The organism is Nonomuraea sp. NPDC048892 (genome assembly GCF_040649735.1).
In the GTDB taxonomy this organism is placed as follows: Bacteria; Actinomycetota; Actinomycetes; order Streptosporangiales; family Streptosporangiaceae; genus Nonomuraea; species Nonomuraea maheshkhaliensis.
This window is the reverse complement of sequence record NZ_JBEZFZ010000018.1, coordinates 99,746-115,106: the sequence shown is the minus strand read 5'-3', so window position 1 is coordinate 115,106 and position 15,361 is coordinate 99,746. Positions and strand designations below refer to the sequence as shown.

Genomic DNA, 15,361 nt, shown 5'->3' with positions numbered 1-15,361 from the left:
GGGGACCACGCGTCCCCCAGCCCGAGGTGGGCGGTGGTGCGGCCCTACCGCCGCCGATCTGCTGGCAGAGCGGTGCCTGTTCAGCAGAGTTTGCCCGCGTACCACGCCCCGAGGTAGTCGGGCCACCAGCCGAGGTGATGGTCCCCCGGGCCGACGCACATCTCGAAGTCTCGGACTCCGCCTACGTTCCACCGATCGACGTAGATGACGACATTCGTCTCGCCGCAGTGGTTGTACCACAGCTCATCGAGGTTCCAGTGCTGGCCGCACTCAGCGCTGCCGGCCGATGACGCCGCGCCCGCTGTGGTCGTGTGGGCGCTCGCAGCCGCCGACGGCAGCCCGAGAGTCGCCACTATTGCGGCGCTCGTGAGTAATGCGCGGACAGTTCGCTTCATTCTCGCTCCTTTGGCCGGATTGACTTCCCCGAACTCGGTCACTGATCGGTTCGGTTCAGGGATGGGTGGAGTCGTCGCTCCCAGGAACGAGAGTAGGTTTCACCCGCGGCCTTTCACTATCCAGATCGCGCTCCTTGAACTGCGCTTTCCGGACGCGGGAAAATACCGGGCTACGGCGCAGGCCAGGTGAGGACGGAGAAACTCGCTGAATACGGCTGGGCCATGCGACCGCGCCGGCCGCATGACCCTGGAGACGGATGTGAGTCGCCTTACAAGGCGTGCACCCACGCGTCGGTGATGTGGCAGCCGTTCGCCGCGCCGTTGACCGAGGAGTCCGGCCCCCTCGACTCATGCTGTGCCTTGTAGACCACGGGACCGTGGATTTCACGCGTATAGGGCCAGTGCGCCGAGGCACAGGAAACGCGCACCTGATAGGAGCCGAATCCGTCCCAGCAGATGCCGGTTCCCACATTGTTGTCGATAGAGGCCCCACAGGTCCACACCTCGGCGTTGGCCGGTGCGGCGCCGAGCATGACTGCGGACGACACGGCCATGGCCATGGAAGCGGCGACCACGGTTTTTCTGAAAAGCTTCATCTCTTCCTTTTCTTGGCACCGGAAATCGCGGTACGAGCGATGGTACGGAGAAATGGAATGCCGGGATATCCGGGAAACGAATGGTCTGCTGCGCGATCCGGACTGCCGCCTGACCGGAAACGACGGACGCCGGCCCGCCACCACGAGGGTGACGGGCCGGTCGGGGTTGCACGGGAGGTGGCGGTTTACCAGTGGCCGCCCTTGTGGAGCTGGCCGCGGACCGCGCCGTCGGGGAACTTGGCGGTGTGCAGGTTCGCGTACCAGTTCTTCGGGTTCTTCTTGATGCCCTTGAGCAGGCTGCTCTTGACGCGGACCGAGCCGAAGCTGGTGTTGCCGCGGATGGAGCCGTTGGACAGCAGGTCGATGACGACGGGGCCGTTCACGCCCGCCTTGCCCCTGTGGATGTGGAAGGCGGTGGGCCTGCCGGTGTTGCGCCACTGGACGAAGTAGTAGAAGCGGTTGCCGTGAATGCGGAACTTGGCGACCGCCACCCCGTCGCGGTCGTTCACCTTCTTGCCCGGCTCACGTACCTCGTTCTTGCCCAGGAGGCCGGCGGCGAAGTAGTACTTGCGCGCGAAGCCGGCCGACGTGGCCGTGCCGGCCGCGCTGGCCGGGGCGGCGGTCGTGTGGGTGTGGCCGTGCGCGGGCTGGCTCGCGGCGGAGGCGGGACCGGCGGCCATCGCCAGTGCCGCTCCCGCCGCCACCGCCGCGGCCGCCGCCGACCGGGCTACGCGCAGCCGCGCCGCCCGCCCCTTGCTCAGGCTCTGAGACTTGTTCATCGTGTTTCCTTCCACCCGTCATTCGCGGCACTTTGTGGCCGCGAGTAGAAGGTACGGATCACCGGGGTGGGCGTTCTGCGTAGAATGACGCAGATGGCTTATGTGTGATCGGCATCACCAAGGTCCGGGATCAGCTCGCGGCGCGGTCGCCGACCGGGCGGCGGCGCAGGAGCGGGTCGGCGATCGGTGCGGGCTGCCAGAGGCCGACCGGGTGGTAGACGTCGGTGCCGGGCGGCACGATCTCGTCGATCCGGTCGAGCGCGGCGTCGTCCAGCACGAGTGAGGCGCCCTTCAGCAGGCCCTCCAACTGCTCCATCGTGCGCGGGCCGAGGATGACCGAGGTGATCGCCGGATGTGCCGCGACGAAGGCGATGGCCAGCTCCGGCAGGGTGCGGCCGAGCTCGTCCGCCAGCTTCACCAGTTCCTCGACGACATCCAGCTTGGCCGCGTTCACCGGGATGGACGGGTCGAAGCGCTCCGGCGCACGCGCGGCACGGCCCCGCGTCAGGTCGATCTCCTGTCCCTTGCGGTAGCGGCCGGTCAGGAAACCCCAGCCCAGCGGGCTGTAGCTGAGCACGCCCATGCCGAGCCGCTGCGCCGTGGGCAGCACGTCGCCCTCGATGCCGCGGGCCAGGATGTTGTACGGCGGCTGCTCGGTGCGGAACCGGTACAGGCCGCGCTGCCTGGCCACGTGGTACGCCTCCACCGTCTCGTGCGCGGGGAAGGCCGAGCTGCCGAAGGCACGGATCTTGCCCTGCCGCACCAGATCGGTCAGCGCGGAGAGGGTCTCCTCGATGTCGGTCCGGTGATCGAACCGGTGGATCTGGTAGAGGTCGATCCAGTCCGTACGCAGCCGCTTGAGGCTGGCCTCGACCTCGCGCACGATCCAGCGCCGCGAGTTGCCGCCCCTGTTGGGCCCCTCCCCCATCGGGAAGTGCACCTTCGTGGCCAGCACCACCTCGTCCCGCCGCCCCTGCAACGCCTTGCCCACGATCTCCTCGGACTCGCCCGCCGAGTACATGTCGGCGGTGTCGACGAAGTTGATCCCGTGGTCGAGGGCGGTGTGGATGATGCGGATGCTGTCGTCGTGGTCGGGGTTGCCGGCCGCGCCGAACATCATCGTGCCGAGACAGAAGGTGCTGACCTCGATGCCGGTGCCGCCAAGGATGCGATATCTCATGCCTCGGAACCGTAGAATCTAGAGCCGACTCTAAGTCAAACTGGCCGCATGTCAGGGTTGAGCATCGGCCAGGTCGCCGAACGCACGGGGCTGAGCGTCCACACCCTCCGCTTCTACGAGCGGGAGGGGCTGCTGGCCCATCCGGTGCGACGGGGCGCCGCCGGGCACCGGGTCTACGACGAGGACGACATCGGCTGGCTGGGCGTGTGCATCCGGCTGCGGGCCTCCGGCATGCCCCTGACCGACATCCGCCGTTACACCGAGCTCGTCAGGGCGGGCCAGGGCAACGAGGTGGCACGGCTGGAGGTGCTGCGCGCGCACCGGGAACGGGTGCTCGCCCAGATGCACGACCTCGACGAGTGCCTCAAGCTGATCACCGAGAAGGTGGCCGTGTACGAGAGCCGGCTGGGTCTGCGGGACGGCGCCCGGGAGTGCGCGTCCTGACCCCTCTGTCCTGCTTCCTCTTCTGCGGGACGGGCAGACCCATAGAGTGATCCCCTCTTCGAGCTGGAAGCAGGTCCCCATGGCCGAGATGCTCGCAGCCCGGCTGCACATCCCCTCCCGCGAGGTGCGCATGGAGGAGGTGCCGGTGCCGGAGCCCGGCCCCGGGCAGGTGCGGGTCGAGGTGCGCGCGGCGGGGGTGTGCCTGTCCGACGTGCACCTCGCCGACGGCACCCTCACGCCTCTGCTGCTGAAGGACGAGATGGTGACGCTCGGTCACGAGGTGGCCGGGGTCGTGGACGCCCTCGGGCCGGGTGTGACCGACTGGGCGGCGGGCGACCGGGTCGTGCTGCAGGCCGGTGAGACCGACCGGTTCGGCACCGTCTACACCCGCGGCGTCGACTACGACGGCGGTTACGCGCAGTACGCGCTGGCCACGACCCGTACGCTGGTGCCGCTCCCCGACAGCCTGCCGTTCGAGCAGGCGTGCGTCATCCCCGACGCCGTCTCCACGCCCTGGGCGGCCATCACGGTCACGGCGGCCCTGCGGCCCGGCGAGGCGGCGGCGGTCTGGGGCGTCGGCGGGCTGGGCGCGCACGCCGTACAGCTGTTGCGGCTCGCCGGCGCGGCACCGGTGATCGCGATCGACCCCCTGCCCGCGGCGAGGGAGCGGGCGCTCGGGCTCGGCGCCGACGCGGCGCTCGACCCGGCCGACCCGGCCCTGCGCGACACGGTCGGCGACCTGACCGGCGGGCTCGGGCTGGACGCCGCCTTCGACTTCGCCGGCGCCGGCCCGGTGCGCGAGCAGGCGATGCCGCTGCTCGGCCGGGGCGGGCGGCTGGTCGTGGTCGGGCTGGCCAACGAGCCGGTGGCGGTGCCGAACGACGTCGCGCTCGCGTACTTCGGCCAGTCCCTGCGCGGCAGCTACGGCTCCGCTCCCGAGCACGTGCAGCAGCTCGTCAGGCTCGCCGTACGCGGGCGGCTCGATCTGTCCGGCTCGATCAGCGACGTGCTGCCGCTGGCGGAGGCGCCGGCCGCCCTCGACCGGCTGGCCAGGAAGGAAGGCGCCCCGATCCGCCTCGTCCTGCGCCCCTGACCCGGCCCGCCGGTACGAGCAGCCTGGTTGGGGAGTCAGGCGCGGACCACGGCCACGGGGCAACCCGCGTGGTGGAGGACGCCGCGGCTGACCGAGCCGAGCAGCGCCGACCGTACCGCGCCGTGCCCGCGTGAGCCCACGACGAGCAGGTCGGCCTGTTCCGCCACCCTGTTCAGCGCGTCGACCGGATGCGCGGACCGCACGTCCTCGACGACCTTCACCTGCGGATGGTCGCGGGTCAGCGACTGGAGGCGGTCGCGGACGACCTGGTGCTGCGCCGTACGGACCTCGTCCATGTCGTAGACGGCCTCGGGATCGAGGGCGAGCGACGGCAGTTGCCAGGCGTGCACCACCCGCAGCGTCGCGCCGCGCTGCCGGGCCTGCTCGAAGGCGTAGGCCAGGGCAGGCTCGCACTCCGGCGAGTCGTCCACCCCCGCCACGATCTCGCCGTGCTCCTGGCGGGGCTCGTCCCGTACCACCACGACCGGGCAGCGCGTCTGCCCGGCCACGTCCGTGCTCACCGAGCCCAGCAGCGCGCCGGCGAACCCGCCCCGGCCGCGGCTGCCGACCACCAGCTCGGCCGCGCCCTCGGCCTGCTCGCGCAGCACCTCGGCGGGCGTGCCGTCCACCTCCTGGGTGGTGATCTCGACGGACGGCTGCCGCTCGCGGGCCAGCTCCTCCGCCTCGCGCAGGATCCGCCGCCCCTCGTTCAGCAGCGCGTCGGGCAGGGCGGCGTCGGGGCGCCGGCCGACCAGGTACCACGAGGTGTCCATCACGTGCACGATCCGCAAGGGCAGGTTCATCCGGGCGGCGTCGTCCGCCGCCCACTCCACGGCCGCCCGTGACGGCGCCGAGCCGTCCACTCCCACGATGATCACGGTGTCCTCCCTCTCGTCGTCTCCATCCGACCGCGTCCGGCGCTCTTGGTCCAGGGCCCGGGGTCGTTCGCCCTCGGGGCGAAGGGCCCTTTTCCGCCGGTACGCGCAAGGCCCCTGCCCACGGAAGGCCCCCAGGACCGTGTTTCCGGCATGCGTCTCCGAGAACGTGCGGAACGGCGTGTGCCCTCCTGCCCGCCGGAGCCAGGACGGGAGGAGGGCGGGATGCCTAGCGGGGACGTACCACGGCGACCGGGCAGGTCACGTGGTGCAGCACGCCGTGGCTGACGGAGCCGAGCACCACCGAGACCAGGCCGCTGTGCCCACGCGAGCCGACCACCACCAGGTCCGCGGTGGCCCCTTCCGCCGCGAGCACGCTCACCGGGTACCCGGAGACGGTCTCGTGGGTGATCTCGACGTCGGGGTTCTTCTCCCGCCACCGCGCCACGCTCTCGGCCACCGCCGCGGACTCCTCCTGGTAGACGTCCACCAGCAGGGTGTTGTACGCGGCCGCCTGCGGGGCGAAGACCGGCGTCTGCCAGGCATGGACGGCGTGCAGCGGAACACCGCGGACGCGCGCCTGCTCGACGGCGTACTCCATGGCCGCCTCGGAGTACGGTGACCGGTCATAGCCGATGACCACGCGGCCGTACGACTGCGCGGGGCGGCCGTGGACGACCACGACCGGGCCGGAGGCGTGGCCGGCGACGGCCGTGCTGACCGAGCCGATCACCATGCCGGTGAAGCCGCCGAGTCCCCTGCTGCCCAGGACCACGGTGTCGGCGGTGACGGACTCGCCGATCAGGACGTCGCGCACGTTGCCGGGAAGCGCCCGGGTGGCCACCTCGACGCCGGGGGCCGTCCCGCGGGCCCGGTCGGCGGCGATGGCCAGCGGGCCCGAGGGGTCGTCGGCGTCGTAGCCGTCATAGGGACGTTCCTCGTACACGTGCACCAGGCGCAGGCCCAGACCTCTGCGGCCGGCCTCGGCCGCCGCCCATTCCACCGCTGCGGCCGACGGGAGCGATCCGTCCACTCCTACGACGATGGGTCGGGTCATCGCGCACCTCCACTGTTCTCGGGCACTGCTCTCGGGCACTGCTTTCTCGGGCCTCTGCCTTCAGCTTCGCCCGGCGCGGGCGGGCGGCGCCCGGGGACAAGGTCCCGCGTGTCAGTGCCTTTGGTCCTCAAATCCACCGGTCCGCCGAGACGGCACGAGGGGCCCGTACTTCGATGGCGGGTTTCCGCAGGGAAGACGGAGGCGGACCGCAATGGTGACGGGTCCGGGCCGTGGCTAGCTTCGTCGGATGCTCATCAACGTGCTCACCGCGATCACCCTTGCCCTGAACCCCTCCCCCGCCGTCGCCGACGTCCGTGGACGCGTTCGTCGAGCGCTACCGGGAGGCGACCGGGCTGCCGGGCGCGGCGGTCGCGATCGTCAAGGGGACGGAGGTCGTCCACGTCGCCGGGTACGGCCGCACCTCCACCGGCGAGCCGGTGACGGCGGACACGCCCATGGCCGTCGCCTCCGTCAGCAAGTCCTTCACCTCACTGGCCGTGATGCAGCTCGTCGAGCAGGGGCGGGTCGAGCTCGACCGGCCGGTGCGCGGCTACCTGCCGGAGTTCACCATGGCCGATCCCCGTGCGGCCGCGATCACCGTACGGCAACTGCTCGACCAGACCTCCGGCATGGCCGACACCACGTTCCGCGAGAAGAGCCTGCCCCAGCCGGAGACGCTGGAGGGCTCCGTGGCCCGGCTGCGGACGGCGAAGCCGGCCGCGGCGCCGGGCGCCGTCTTCAGCTACCACAACACCAACTACCAGGTCGCCGCCCGCCTGGTCGAGGTGGTGAGCGGCGAGCCGTTCGCGTCCTACCTGCGCGCCCACGTCTTCACCCCGCTCGGCATGAACTCCAGCACCACGCTCGACCGCGAACGCGACCTGCCCGCCAGTGCGCGCGGCCATCTGGTCGTCCTCGGCCGGGCCGTCGCCCTGCCCGGACCGACCGGGTTCGGGAACGGCTCAGGGGGCGTCGTCAGCACCGCCGGCGACATGGCCCGGTGGCTGATCGCGCAGAACGGCGGCCTCCTGACCCCCGCGAGTGTGAAGGAGCTGCGCACCCCCTCCCGGGCGAACGAGAAGTACGCCCTCGGCTGGTTCCTCGGCCGGACCCCGCACGGCGCCCCCACCGTGCACCACGGCGGCGACCTGTTCACCTCCACCGCCGACCAGCTGCTCATGCCCGGATCCGGGTACGGCGTCGCCGTCATGGCGAACACCGGCATGGCCTACGCCGACGCCCACGCCCTGATGGACGGCCTGGTCGCCCTGATCGAGGGAGACACTCCGCAGGTGCCGTCCTCGCCGCTGTATCTGCCCGTCGACCTGGTGTTCCTGCTGCTGACCCTGGTGACCGCCGGGCTCGCGGTGCGCGGCGCGGCCCGCTCAAGGCGCTGGGCGCGACGACGTACGGGATGGCGGCGGGCGCGGCTGGTGGTCTGGCTGGCGCCGCTCGCGCTGTGCCTGTCGGCCGCGCCGGTCTTCCGCGTACTGGCCCGCGGCGCCGACATCATGTGGATCCAGGTGGTCTACCTCTATCCGGCGTTCATGGTCTGGCTGGTGACGGCCGCGGTCGCCGGCACCGTGGTGGCCGGGTCGCGGCTCTGCTGGTCCTTCGTCCTGAGCCGGGCGAGCGCCCGATCGGCGGGCCGAGTCTGACTTTGGGCCTTGCGCGGTGGCAGCTCTATCGTTAATCCTTAGGAAACTTTCCTATGAGATTCGAGGAGTGGCGCACGTGCGAAGGATCCTGACCCTGCCGGCCGTCTTATCACTGGTCTGGGGGGTGCTCGCGGTGCTGCTGCCGTCCGCGGCCAACGCCGCCGCCTGCGCGACGGCGTGGAGCGCCTCGGCGGTCTACACCGGCGGCGCGGTCGTGTCGCACAACGGGCACAACTGGTCCGCCAAGTGGTGGACCCAGAACGAGACCCCGGGCGGCGCCGACGTCTGGGCCGACCAGGGCTCCTGCTCCGGGGGCAGCGGCGGCGGGACGGCCTGCTCCTATCCGAACTGGGTGGCCGGGCAGTTCTACGCCGTCGGCAGCATCGTCCGCTACACCGACGGCAACCACTACATCGCCGTCCACGAGAACCCCGGCTACGACCCGGTGATCAGCCACTGGTACTGGGACCCCTACACCTGCTCCGGCGGCCCCACCGATCCGCCCAACCCGCCCGACCCGTCGGGGTTCGTGGTCAGCCAGGCCCAGTTCGACCAGATGTTCCCCGGCCGCAACTCCTTCTACACCTACAGCGGCCTGGTCACGGCCATGAGTGCCTTCCCCGCCTTCGCCAAGACGGGCAGTGACACCGTCAAGAAGCAGGAGGCGGCCGCGTTCCTGGCCAACGTCGGCCACGAGACCGGCGGGCTGGTGCACATCGTCGAGCAGAACACCGCGAACTACCCGCACTACTGCGACCCGAACCAGTCGTACGGGTGCCCGGCCGGGCAGGCCGCCTACTACGGCCGCGGCCCCATCCAGCTGAGCTGGAACTTCAACTACAAGGCGGCCGGCGACGCGCTCAACCTGCCGCTGCTGACCAACCCCTGGCTGGTGCAGCAGGACGCGGCCGTGGCCTGGAAGACGGCCCTTTGGTACTGGATGACGCAGAACGGCCCCGGCACCATGACGGCCCACAACGCGATGGTCAACGGCCGCGGCTTCGGCGAGACCATCCGCAGCATCAACGGCAGCATCGAGTGCAACGGCGGCAACCCCGGCCAGGTGCAGAGCCGGGTCAACTCCTACCAGCGCTTCACGCAGCTCCTCGGGGTCTCCCCCGGCGGCAACCTCACCTGCTGAGCTTGCCGCACCTGCCTAGACCTGCCTCAACCTGCCTCAACCTGCCGAACCTGCAGACCGGTCAGGCCCGCCGGCTCGCGCGTGCGCGGGCCGGCGCTCCCCGGGCTCTGGTCGCACCCCCACCTGCGGATACGGGCATCTCACAGGTACGTACGGGCGGACCAGAGCTCGGGGAAGACCACCCGGGCCATGCTGCGTTCGAGCCAGGCCAGCCCGTTGGAGCCGCCGCTGCCCGGCTTGGCGCCCATCGACCGGCGCACGGCCGCCACGTGCTGGTAGCGCCAGTCCCCGAACCGCTCGGACACCTCGGCCAGCGCGTCCCCGAGCGCCCGCAGCCCATCCCCTGCCATGCCGCCTGAAGTGTCCCCCGCCGCGTCGTCCTGGTAGACGTGCACCCAGGCGCGCTCGACCGCCTCGTGCGGCTCGTACTCCGCGCCGAAGTCCCGGCCGAGCACGGACTCCGGCAGGTCGTGGCCGTGCCGGGCGAGCAGCCCGGTGGCGGCGTCCCAGACGCTCGGCTCCTCGTACGCGCGCCGCAGCGCCTCCTCCCGGGCCCCGCCCTTGAACGGCCGCAGCAGCGCCTCGCTCTTGAGCCCCAGCCGGAACTCCACCAGCCGGTACATGCCCGACTGCAGCCCCGACGCCTCCCCGAGCCGGTCGCGGAAGCTGTTGAAGTCGGCGGGCGTCATCCAGCGCAGGCCGAGCCAGCCGGCGTTCATCGCCTCCAGGTGCAGGCCGGTGCGGCGCAGCGCCGCGACCGCGTCCCGTACCCGGTCGGCCCGCAGCGACTCCCTCGCGGCGAGCAACTCGTGGGCGACGAGGTGGAAGTACAGCTCCATCACCTGGGTGATGACCAGGAACGACATCTCGCCCGGGGCGTCGGTCAGCGGCCGTTGCAGGTCGTGCAGGACGTCGGTGCGGACGTAGGCGTCGTACGGGATCTCCCGCTCGAACTCGAGGGTCGGCAGCCCGCCGCTCGCGCGGGCCCGCTCGGCCCGTTCGGCCGCCGAGACGGGGCGTACCCGTCCTGTCGTCTTCATTTGCGCCGCGCTCCCTTCATATGTCGGCGTGTGTCGGCACCTCATGATGGTGCGGCAGGGGCGCCCTGAGGAATGCCGTCCGAACGGGCTTCGCCGCTGATCGATTCACGTTCGTCATCCATCTCGGGCATGCTGTTGCTGAACGAAAGGAGCCGCTGGTGGACGCCATGGACTGGGAGCTGCTGCGCGAGCTGCAGGAAAACGCGCGGCTGTCGTTCAACGAGCTGTCGCGCCGGGTGCACCTGTCGCCGCCCGCCGTGGCCGAGCGGGTCCGGCGGCTGGAGGAGGCGGGGGTGATCACCGGCTACCACGCCACGGTGGACCCGGGGCGGGCCGGCTGGACGGTGTCCGCGTTCGTGCAGCTCACCTGTTACGGGCCGACCTGCGTGCTGCGCGATCCCGAGGTGGCGACCTGGCCGGAGGTCAGGGAGATCCACCGGGTGACCGGCGACGTGTGCAGCATCCTGAAGATCGCGGTGCCGTCGATGGCGGCGTTCGAGCGGCTGATCGACCGGCTCGCCGTCTACGGCAAGCCGTCGAGCACGATGATCTTCTCCAGCCCGCTCGCCCACCGCCCGATCACCGCCGCCCCGGACTGAGGCCGGTGGGGTGGCCCGGAGAGGGTTCCGGGCCACCCCTGTTCGGTCAGTCCACGGCCATCAGGGTGAAGGTGAACCCGGTGATCACCGTACGGCGGAGCGGATTGTCGCACTTGATCCGGCGGCGCACCTCGTTCCTGCTGAGGCCGAGGCCCCGGGCGATGAGCCGGTCAGGGCGCACCGGCACCGGATCCTCGAAGACGACCTCCACCCGCACCGGCCACGGCTCGTCTAGCCGTGGCGGCGGGGCGTCCAGCCGCCAGGACCCGCTCCAGTCCAGGGTGAAGCGGTTGCGCCGGGCGAACGCCGGATCGAGCAGCGTGGCGGCCACCAGTTCGGGATCGTTCGTGTGGTAACGGTCGAGCCGGGCCGGGTCGATCGTCCTGACCGGCACGCGTTCGTGCACGGTGAGCTTGCTCGTCCGGTCGCAGGACACGCAGCGGACCAGCAGCCACACGTCCAGCAGCTTGCCCTGGGCGTTGACCCGGAACCTGCCCTCGCCGGTGGTGGCCGACTCCGACAGGCACTCGACGCAGCGCGTCGACAGCAGCGGCAGCCTGGTCCGGCGGACGACCCAGGGCAGCACGATATGAGGTTGTGAAGACATGATCTCTCAAGACCTGACACGAGGCCGGTTACGCGCGGCCTCAGACGCTGAACGACCGGGCGCACGCGGGCAGCCCGGCGGAGCCGGCCGCAGGGGCCGGCTGGAAGAGAGCGGAAGAACGTGTCAGGTCTGGCGAGCAGGCGGGGTCACGCGGTCATGTCCTTCGGTCTTCACTGTGGTGGGCCGCAGGCAACCTATGGGAACGCCGGAGGAGGGCTCAACTGATTTTCGGCCGCGCTCTCGGGGGCAGGCCGGCGCCCTCGTGCGCGGTGAGCGGGCTGACGCCTTCGGACGCCGACTGACGCCTTCGGACGCCGACTGACGCCTTCGGACGCGGGCTGACGCCTTCGGGGCGGTCAGGCGTCGAGCGTGCGAAGAGTGGGAGCGAGGCCGTCGGCGGTGAGCCGGTGCAGGCCGTCGGTGACCAGCTCGCGGAAGACCCGGTCCTCCCTCAGGTCGGCGCCGAAGATCTCCTCGATCGCCAGCAGACGCTCCACGGTCGCCGCAGCCCCGGCGTCCGGGTCGCCCGTGAGCCGATCGGCCAACGGGTCGTCCAGCTCGCGTGCCGTCGTGACGTACCGCATCCAGCCCGCCACCGCCAGCGCGATCCAGCGGGGCTCGTGCCCGGCGGCCAGGCGCTCGCGGGCCGGGTCGAGCAGGCGTTGCGGCAGTTTCTGCGAGCCGTCGGCCGCGATCTGCGCGACGCGGTGCCGCAGGCCGGGGTTGGCGAACCTGGCCAGCAGCGACCGCTTGTATCCGGCCAGGTCGAACCTGCCGAGCCCGTGCAGGGTGGGCGTGAGGTCCTCGTCCATGAGCCGGCGCAGGTATCCGGCGAACGCGGCGTCGCCCACCGCCTCGGACACATGCTCCGCGCCCGACAGGTACGCGATGGCCGAGTGGCCGCCGTTGAGCAGGCGCAGCTTCATCCGCTCGTACGGCAGGACGTCCCCGACCAGCAGTGCGCCCGCTCGGTCCCAGGCCGGCCGGTCACCGGCGAAGTCGTCCTCGATCACCCACTGCGTGAACGGCTCCGTGACCACCGCGCCAAGGTCGCGCACACCGAGCCTGGCCTCCATGTCGTCGAGGTCGGCGGGCGTGGTCGCGGGGACGATCCGGTCGACCATGCTCGCCGGGAAGGTGACATTCTGCTCGACCCACCGCAGAAGCGGCGGCTCGCACAGCTCGGTGACGAGCGCGGCGAGGGTGGCGCCGTTGCCGGGCAGGTTGTCGCAGGAGACGACGGTGAGCGGGCCGGCATCGGCGGCCGCCCGAGCACGCAGCCCGGCCACCAGCCGCCCGATCGCCGTGGAAGGGCCCGGCTCCTCGCCCTGGCCCCTGCCGGCCTGCCCAGCCGAGGCGCCGGCCGACGGGCCGACCGGCCCCGAGACGCGGCGGTAGCCCTTCTCCGTGATGGTCAGCGTGACGACCGCCGTCTCCGGCGCGGCCAGGCGGGCCGCGAGGTCGTCGCCCGGGACCAGCACCTCGCGCACGGACCCGATCACGCGGACGTCGTCCCCGGCGCGCACGCCGTACAGGCAGTCCTGCGGGCGCAGCAGTTCGGCCACGGCGGTGCTGCGCTGGCTGGCCCCGCAGATGCCCCAGCGGTCGTCGCCGGTCGCGGCCATGGCCAGCTCGGTGTAGACGGCCTGATGGGCCCGGTGGAAGGCGCCGATGCCGAGGTGCACGACGCCGGTGGCGCGCGGCTCGGCGAGCGGGCGGGCGCCGGGCGCGACCCTGGACAGGGTGGCGCGGCTGAGCCTCACTGATCGGCCTCCATGTCAGCGAACCGGTCAACCGACGGGTGGGCGACAATCCCGGCGATCTTCACTGGTAGGCCTCCACGTCCGCGAAGAGCGTACAGGCCGGGTGGGTGCGCAGAACGGAGGCGGGGCAGCTCTCGGAGATCGGCCCGTCGAGCGCGGCGGCGAGCGCCGCCCGCTTGCTCCGGCCCGGCACGGTGGCGACCAGCGTGCGCCCGGCCATCAGGGTGGGCACGGTCAGCGTGACCGCCCGCGCGGGCACGTCGGCGAGCGCGGCGAAGCAGCCGTCGCTCACCTGCTGCCGGCGGCAGGCGTCGTCGAGCTCGACCACCTTGACCGCGAGGGGGTCGGCGAAGTCGGCCACGGGAGGGTCGTTGAAGGCCAGGTGACCGTTGTCACCGATGCCGAGGCAGACCAGATCGATCGGGCCCCGGCCGAGCAGTGCGGCGTAGCGGGCGCTCTCGGCCTCCGGGTCGTCGCCGGGGTCGATCACGTGGACGGCGCCGGGGCGTACCGCGTCCCAGAGCTCTTCGCGCAGGAAGCGGCCGAAGCGCTGGGGGGCGCCGGCGGGCAGGCCGATGTACTCGTCCATGTGGAAGACGGTGACCCTGGACCAGTCGATTCCGCCGGCGGCGCGCAGGCCCGCCAGCGTCTCGCGCTGTGAGGGCGCGGCCGCGAAGACGACCCTGGCCTCGCCGCGCGCGGCCAGGGCCGCACGCAGGGCCTCGGCCGCGGCCCGCGCGGCGGCGGCGCCCGCCTGCGCCCGGTCGCGGTAGATCCGGGCTTCGAGGTTGCCGGCGGTCCGTTCGATCACGGGGCCGGTGTTGGTGGCCGTCACGATTGCTCCCCCTGTGCTCCCGATGCGTGGAGCTCGACGATCTGCATGAGGTTTCTGGCGATGTGGTACGGATCCTTGACCGGCAGGGCGACAACCTCGTCGAGCGGCGCGCCGGTCCGGTCCCTGATCTGGATCCACTCCTCGCCCTCGGCCCCGCCGGGGAAGGTGCGTAGCGTGTAGTCCCAGACGCGCTCGAACCAGCCGGCCGCCTCCCGGTCGCCGTAGCGCTCGGCCGCCAGGCGGGTGGCGTAGGCGGCCTCGGTGTGGACCCACCACAGCTTGGTGGACCAGGTCCGCCTGACCAGGTCCTCGTACGGGCCGCCATAAGGCCGGCCGGAGACGTCCACGTAGCGGAACAGCCCGCCGTGCTCGTCGTCCCACCCGGACCGGCACAATGCGGACACAGAGGCGAGCAGGCCGGCGTGATCATCGGTCTCGCCGAGCAGGTCGCCGGCCTCCAGCGCCATCCAGATCCCCTCCAGCGCGTGGCCGGGGGTGCGGTGCCGGGCGAGGATCGTGTCGCGCGAGCCGGGATCGGGCACGAACGTCTCGGTGAACAGCCCGCCGTCCTCCCGGTGTGCGAGCATGGCCCGGCGCGCGGCCCGCAGCTCGCCCAGGCCGAACTCCCCGCCGGGCACGGCCAGGTGCGCGCGGGCCTGGTCGAGCCGGGCGTTCAGCACGATCATGCGCGCGCCGAACCCCGAACAGCCGGGCGGCAGTGGGTACGGCGGCGTCGGCGGGTCGCCCGCGGCCACGTCGTCCGCGACCCGCCGCATGATCCGGTCGATCACGGGCAGGTGCTCGGGCGAGCCGGTGTAGACGGTGAGCTCGGACAGCCCCATGGCGACGAAGGCGTCGGCGTAGACGCTGCGCCGCGCGGGCGGCGGCGCCCCGTCCTCGCCGGGCGCGGGCCCGCCCCGCTCGTCCAGGACGTACGCGCAACTGCCGTCGGGACGGACGGCGTGATCGAGGAGGAAGGACGCGCCGCGTTCGGCGTGCCGGACGAGGGCGGCGGCGTCGGCGGTGAGCAGGCCGCGCTCGGCGAGCCGGGCGGCGCGGGCCAGCAGCCACACGAACCGGCCCTGCGACCAGGTGAACTTGTCCGTGGACAGGCGGCGCCGGCCCCGGTTGTCGAAGCACGTGTAGAACCCGCCGTGCTCGGTGTCGATGCCGTGTTCGAGCCAGAAGGGGAGGATGACGTCTTCGAGTTGCTCGCGGGCGACCCGCTCCGGCCTCTCCGGGCCCCTCTCCGCGCCCATCTCCGGGCCCATCTCCGAACCCATACCGTCCTTTCCGCCT

General features: G+C 71.8%; 16 protein-coding genes. 5 read left to right on the top strand and 11 right to left on the bottom strand.

Going from position 1 to position 15,361, the window contains the following annotated elements:
• Positions 1-80: 80 nt before the first annotated feature.
• The 4 genes from AB0C28_RS40520 to AB0C28_RS40505 form a co-directional block, all read right to left on the bottom strand.
• Complete coding sequence (locus AB0C28_RS40520) at positions 81-395, bottom strand: DUF6355 family natural product biosynthesis protein (protein WP_358080638.1); 315 nt, start codon at positions 393-395, stop codon at positions 81-83.
• 269 nt (positions 396-664) lie between these two features.
• Positions 665-991, bottom strand: a complete 327-nt coding sequence (locus AB0C28_RS40515) for a hypothetical protein (protein ID WP_357849935.1) — start codon at positions 989-991, stop codon at positions 665-667.
• Between the two features lie 185 nt (positions 992-1,176).
• Positions 1,177-1,770, bottom strand: a complete 594-nt coding sequence (locus tag AB0C28_RS40510; protein WP_357849938.1) for a CHRD domain-containing protein — start codon at positions 1,768-1,770, stop codon at positions 1,177-1,179.
• Positions 1,771-1,900: 130 nt separating this feature from the next.
• On the bottom strand, positions 1,901-2,950 hold the full coding sequence (locus AB0C28_RS40505) for an aldo/keto reductase (protein ID WP_357849941.1): 1,050 nt from the start codon (positions 2,948-2,950) through the stop codon (positions 1,901-1,903).
• 48 nt (positions 2,951-2,998) lie between these two features.
• Between AB0C28_RS40505 and AB0C28_RS40500 the strand changes: the two genes are divergently transcribed.
• Positions 2,999-3,394 (top strand): MerR family transcriptional regulator, encoded by a 396-nt coding sequence (locus AB0C28_RS40500; protein WP_357849944.1) that lies wholly within the window; start codon positions 2,999-3,001, stop codon positions 3,392-3,394.
• Between the two features lie 79 nt (positions 3,395-3,473).
• Positions 3,474-4,487: a zinc-binding dehydrogenase gene (locus AB0C28_RS40495; protein ID WP_358080636.1), complete on the top strand. Its 1,014-nt coding sequence runs from the start codon at positions 3,474-3,476 to the stop codon at positions 4,485-4,487.
• A gap of 35 nt (positions 4,488-4,522) precedes the next feature.
• On the opposite strand, the gene AB0C28_RS40490 is transcribed toward AB0C28_RS40495, so the two are convergent.
• Positions 4,523-5,365, bottom strand: coding sequence for a universal stress protein (locus AB0C28_RS40490; protein WP_358080635.1), 843 nt, complete (start codon positions 5,363-5,365; stop codon positions 4,523-4,525).
• Positions 5,366-5,591: 226 nt separating this feature from the next.
• Positions 5,592-6,419 carry a universal stress protein gene (locus AB0C28_RS40485; RefSeq protein ID WP_358080633.1) on the bottom strand — a complete coding sequence of 276 codons (828 nt, stop codon included), beginning with the start codon at positions 6,417-6,419 and terminating at the stop codon, positions 5,592-5,594.
• A gap of 314 nt (positions 6,420-6,733) precedes the next feature.
• Here AB0C28_RS40485 and AB0C28_RS40480 point away from each other — a divergent pair, with 314 nt between their 5' ends.
• Positions 6,734-8,077 (top strand): serine hydrolase domain-containing protein, encoded by a 1,344-nt coding sequence (locus AB0C28_RS40480; RefSeq protein WP_358080631.1) that lies wholly within the window; start codon positions 6,734-6,736, stop codon positions 8,075-8,077.
• Positions 8,078-8,153: 76 nt separating this feature from the next.
• The gene (locus AB0C28_RS40475; RefSeq protein ID WP_357849959.1) at positions 8,154-9,218 is read left to right on the top strand and encodes a glycoside hydrolase family 19 protein; all 1,065 of its coding nucleotides are present in this window, start codon (positions 8,154-8,156) and stop codon (positions 9,216-9,218) included.
• 140 nt (positions 9,219-9,358) lie between these two features.
• Here the strand turns inward: AB0C28_RS40475 and AB0C28_RS40470 are convergent, their stop codons facing one another.
• Positions 9,359-10,258 (bottom strand): tryptophan 2,3-dioxygenase family protein, encoded by a 900-nt coding sequence (locus tag AB0C28_RS40470; protein WP_358080629.1) that lies wholly within the window; start codon positions 10,256-10,258, stop codon positions 9,359-9,361.
• 167 nt (positions 10,259-10,425) lie between these two features.
• Between AB0C28_RS40470 and AB0C28_RS40465 the strand changes: the two genes are divergently transcribed.
• A complete protein-coding gene (locus AB0C28_RS40465; RefSeq protein WP_346107169.1) occupies positions 10,426-10,857 on the top strand; it encodes an Lrp/AsnC family transcriptional regulator in 432 nt (143 codons plus the stop codon).
• Positions 10,858-10,903: 46 nt separating this feature from the next.
• Here AB0C28_RS40465 and AB0C28_RS40460 read toward each other — a convergent pair whose 3' ends face one another.
• The 4 genes from AB0C28_RS40460 to AB0C28_RS40445 form a co-directional block, all read right to left on the bottom strand.
• Positions 10,904-11,443 carry a DUF1062 domain-containing protein gene (locus tag AB0C28_RS40460; RefSeq protein WP_357849964.1) on the bottom strand — a complete coding sequence of 180 codons (540 nt, stop codon included), beginning with the start codon at positions 11,441-11,443 and terminating at the stop codon, positions 10,904-10,906.
• A 377-nt stretch (positions 11,444-11,820) separates the two neighbouring features.
• Complete coding sequence (locus tag AB0C28_RS40455; protein ID WP_358080627.1) at positions 11,821-13,227, bottom strand: mannitol dehydrogenase family protein; 1,407 nt, start codon at positions 13,225-13,227, stop codon at positions 11,821-11,823.
• A gap of 61 nt (positions 13,228-13,288) precedes the next feature.
• Positions 13,289-14,062, bottom strand: coding sequence for a glucosamine-6-phosphate deaminase (locus AB0C28_RS40450; protein ID WP_357849970.1), 774 nt, complete (start codon positions 14,060-14,062; stop codon positions 13,289-13,291).
• The gene (locus tag AB0C28_RS40445) at positions 14,059-15,345 is read right to left on the bottom strand and encodes an AGE family epimerase/isomerase (protein WP_358080626.1); all 1,287 of its coding nucleotides are present in this window, start codon (positions 15,343-15,345) and stop codon (positions 14,059-14,061) included. Before AB0C28_RS40445 ends, AB0C28_RS40450 begins: the two co-directional genes overlap by 4 nt.
• Positions 15,346-15,361 lie beyond the last annotated feature (16 nt).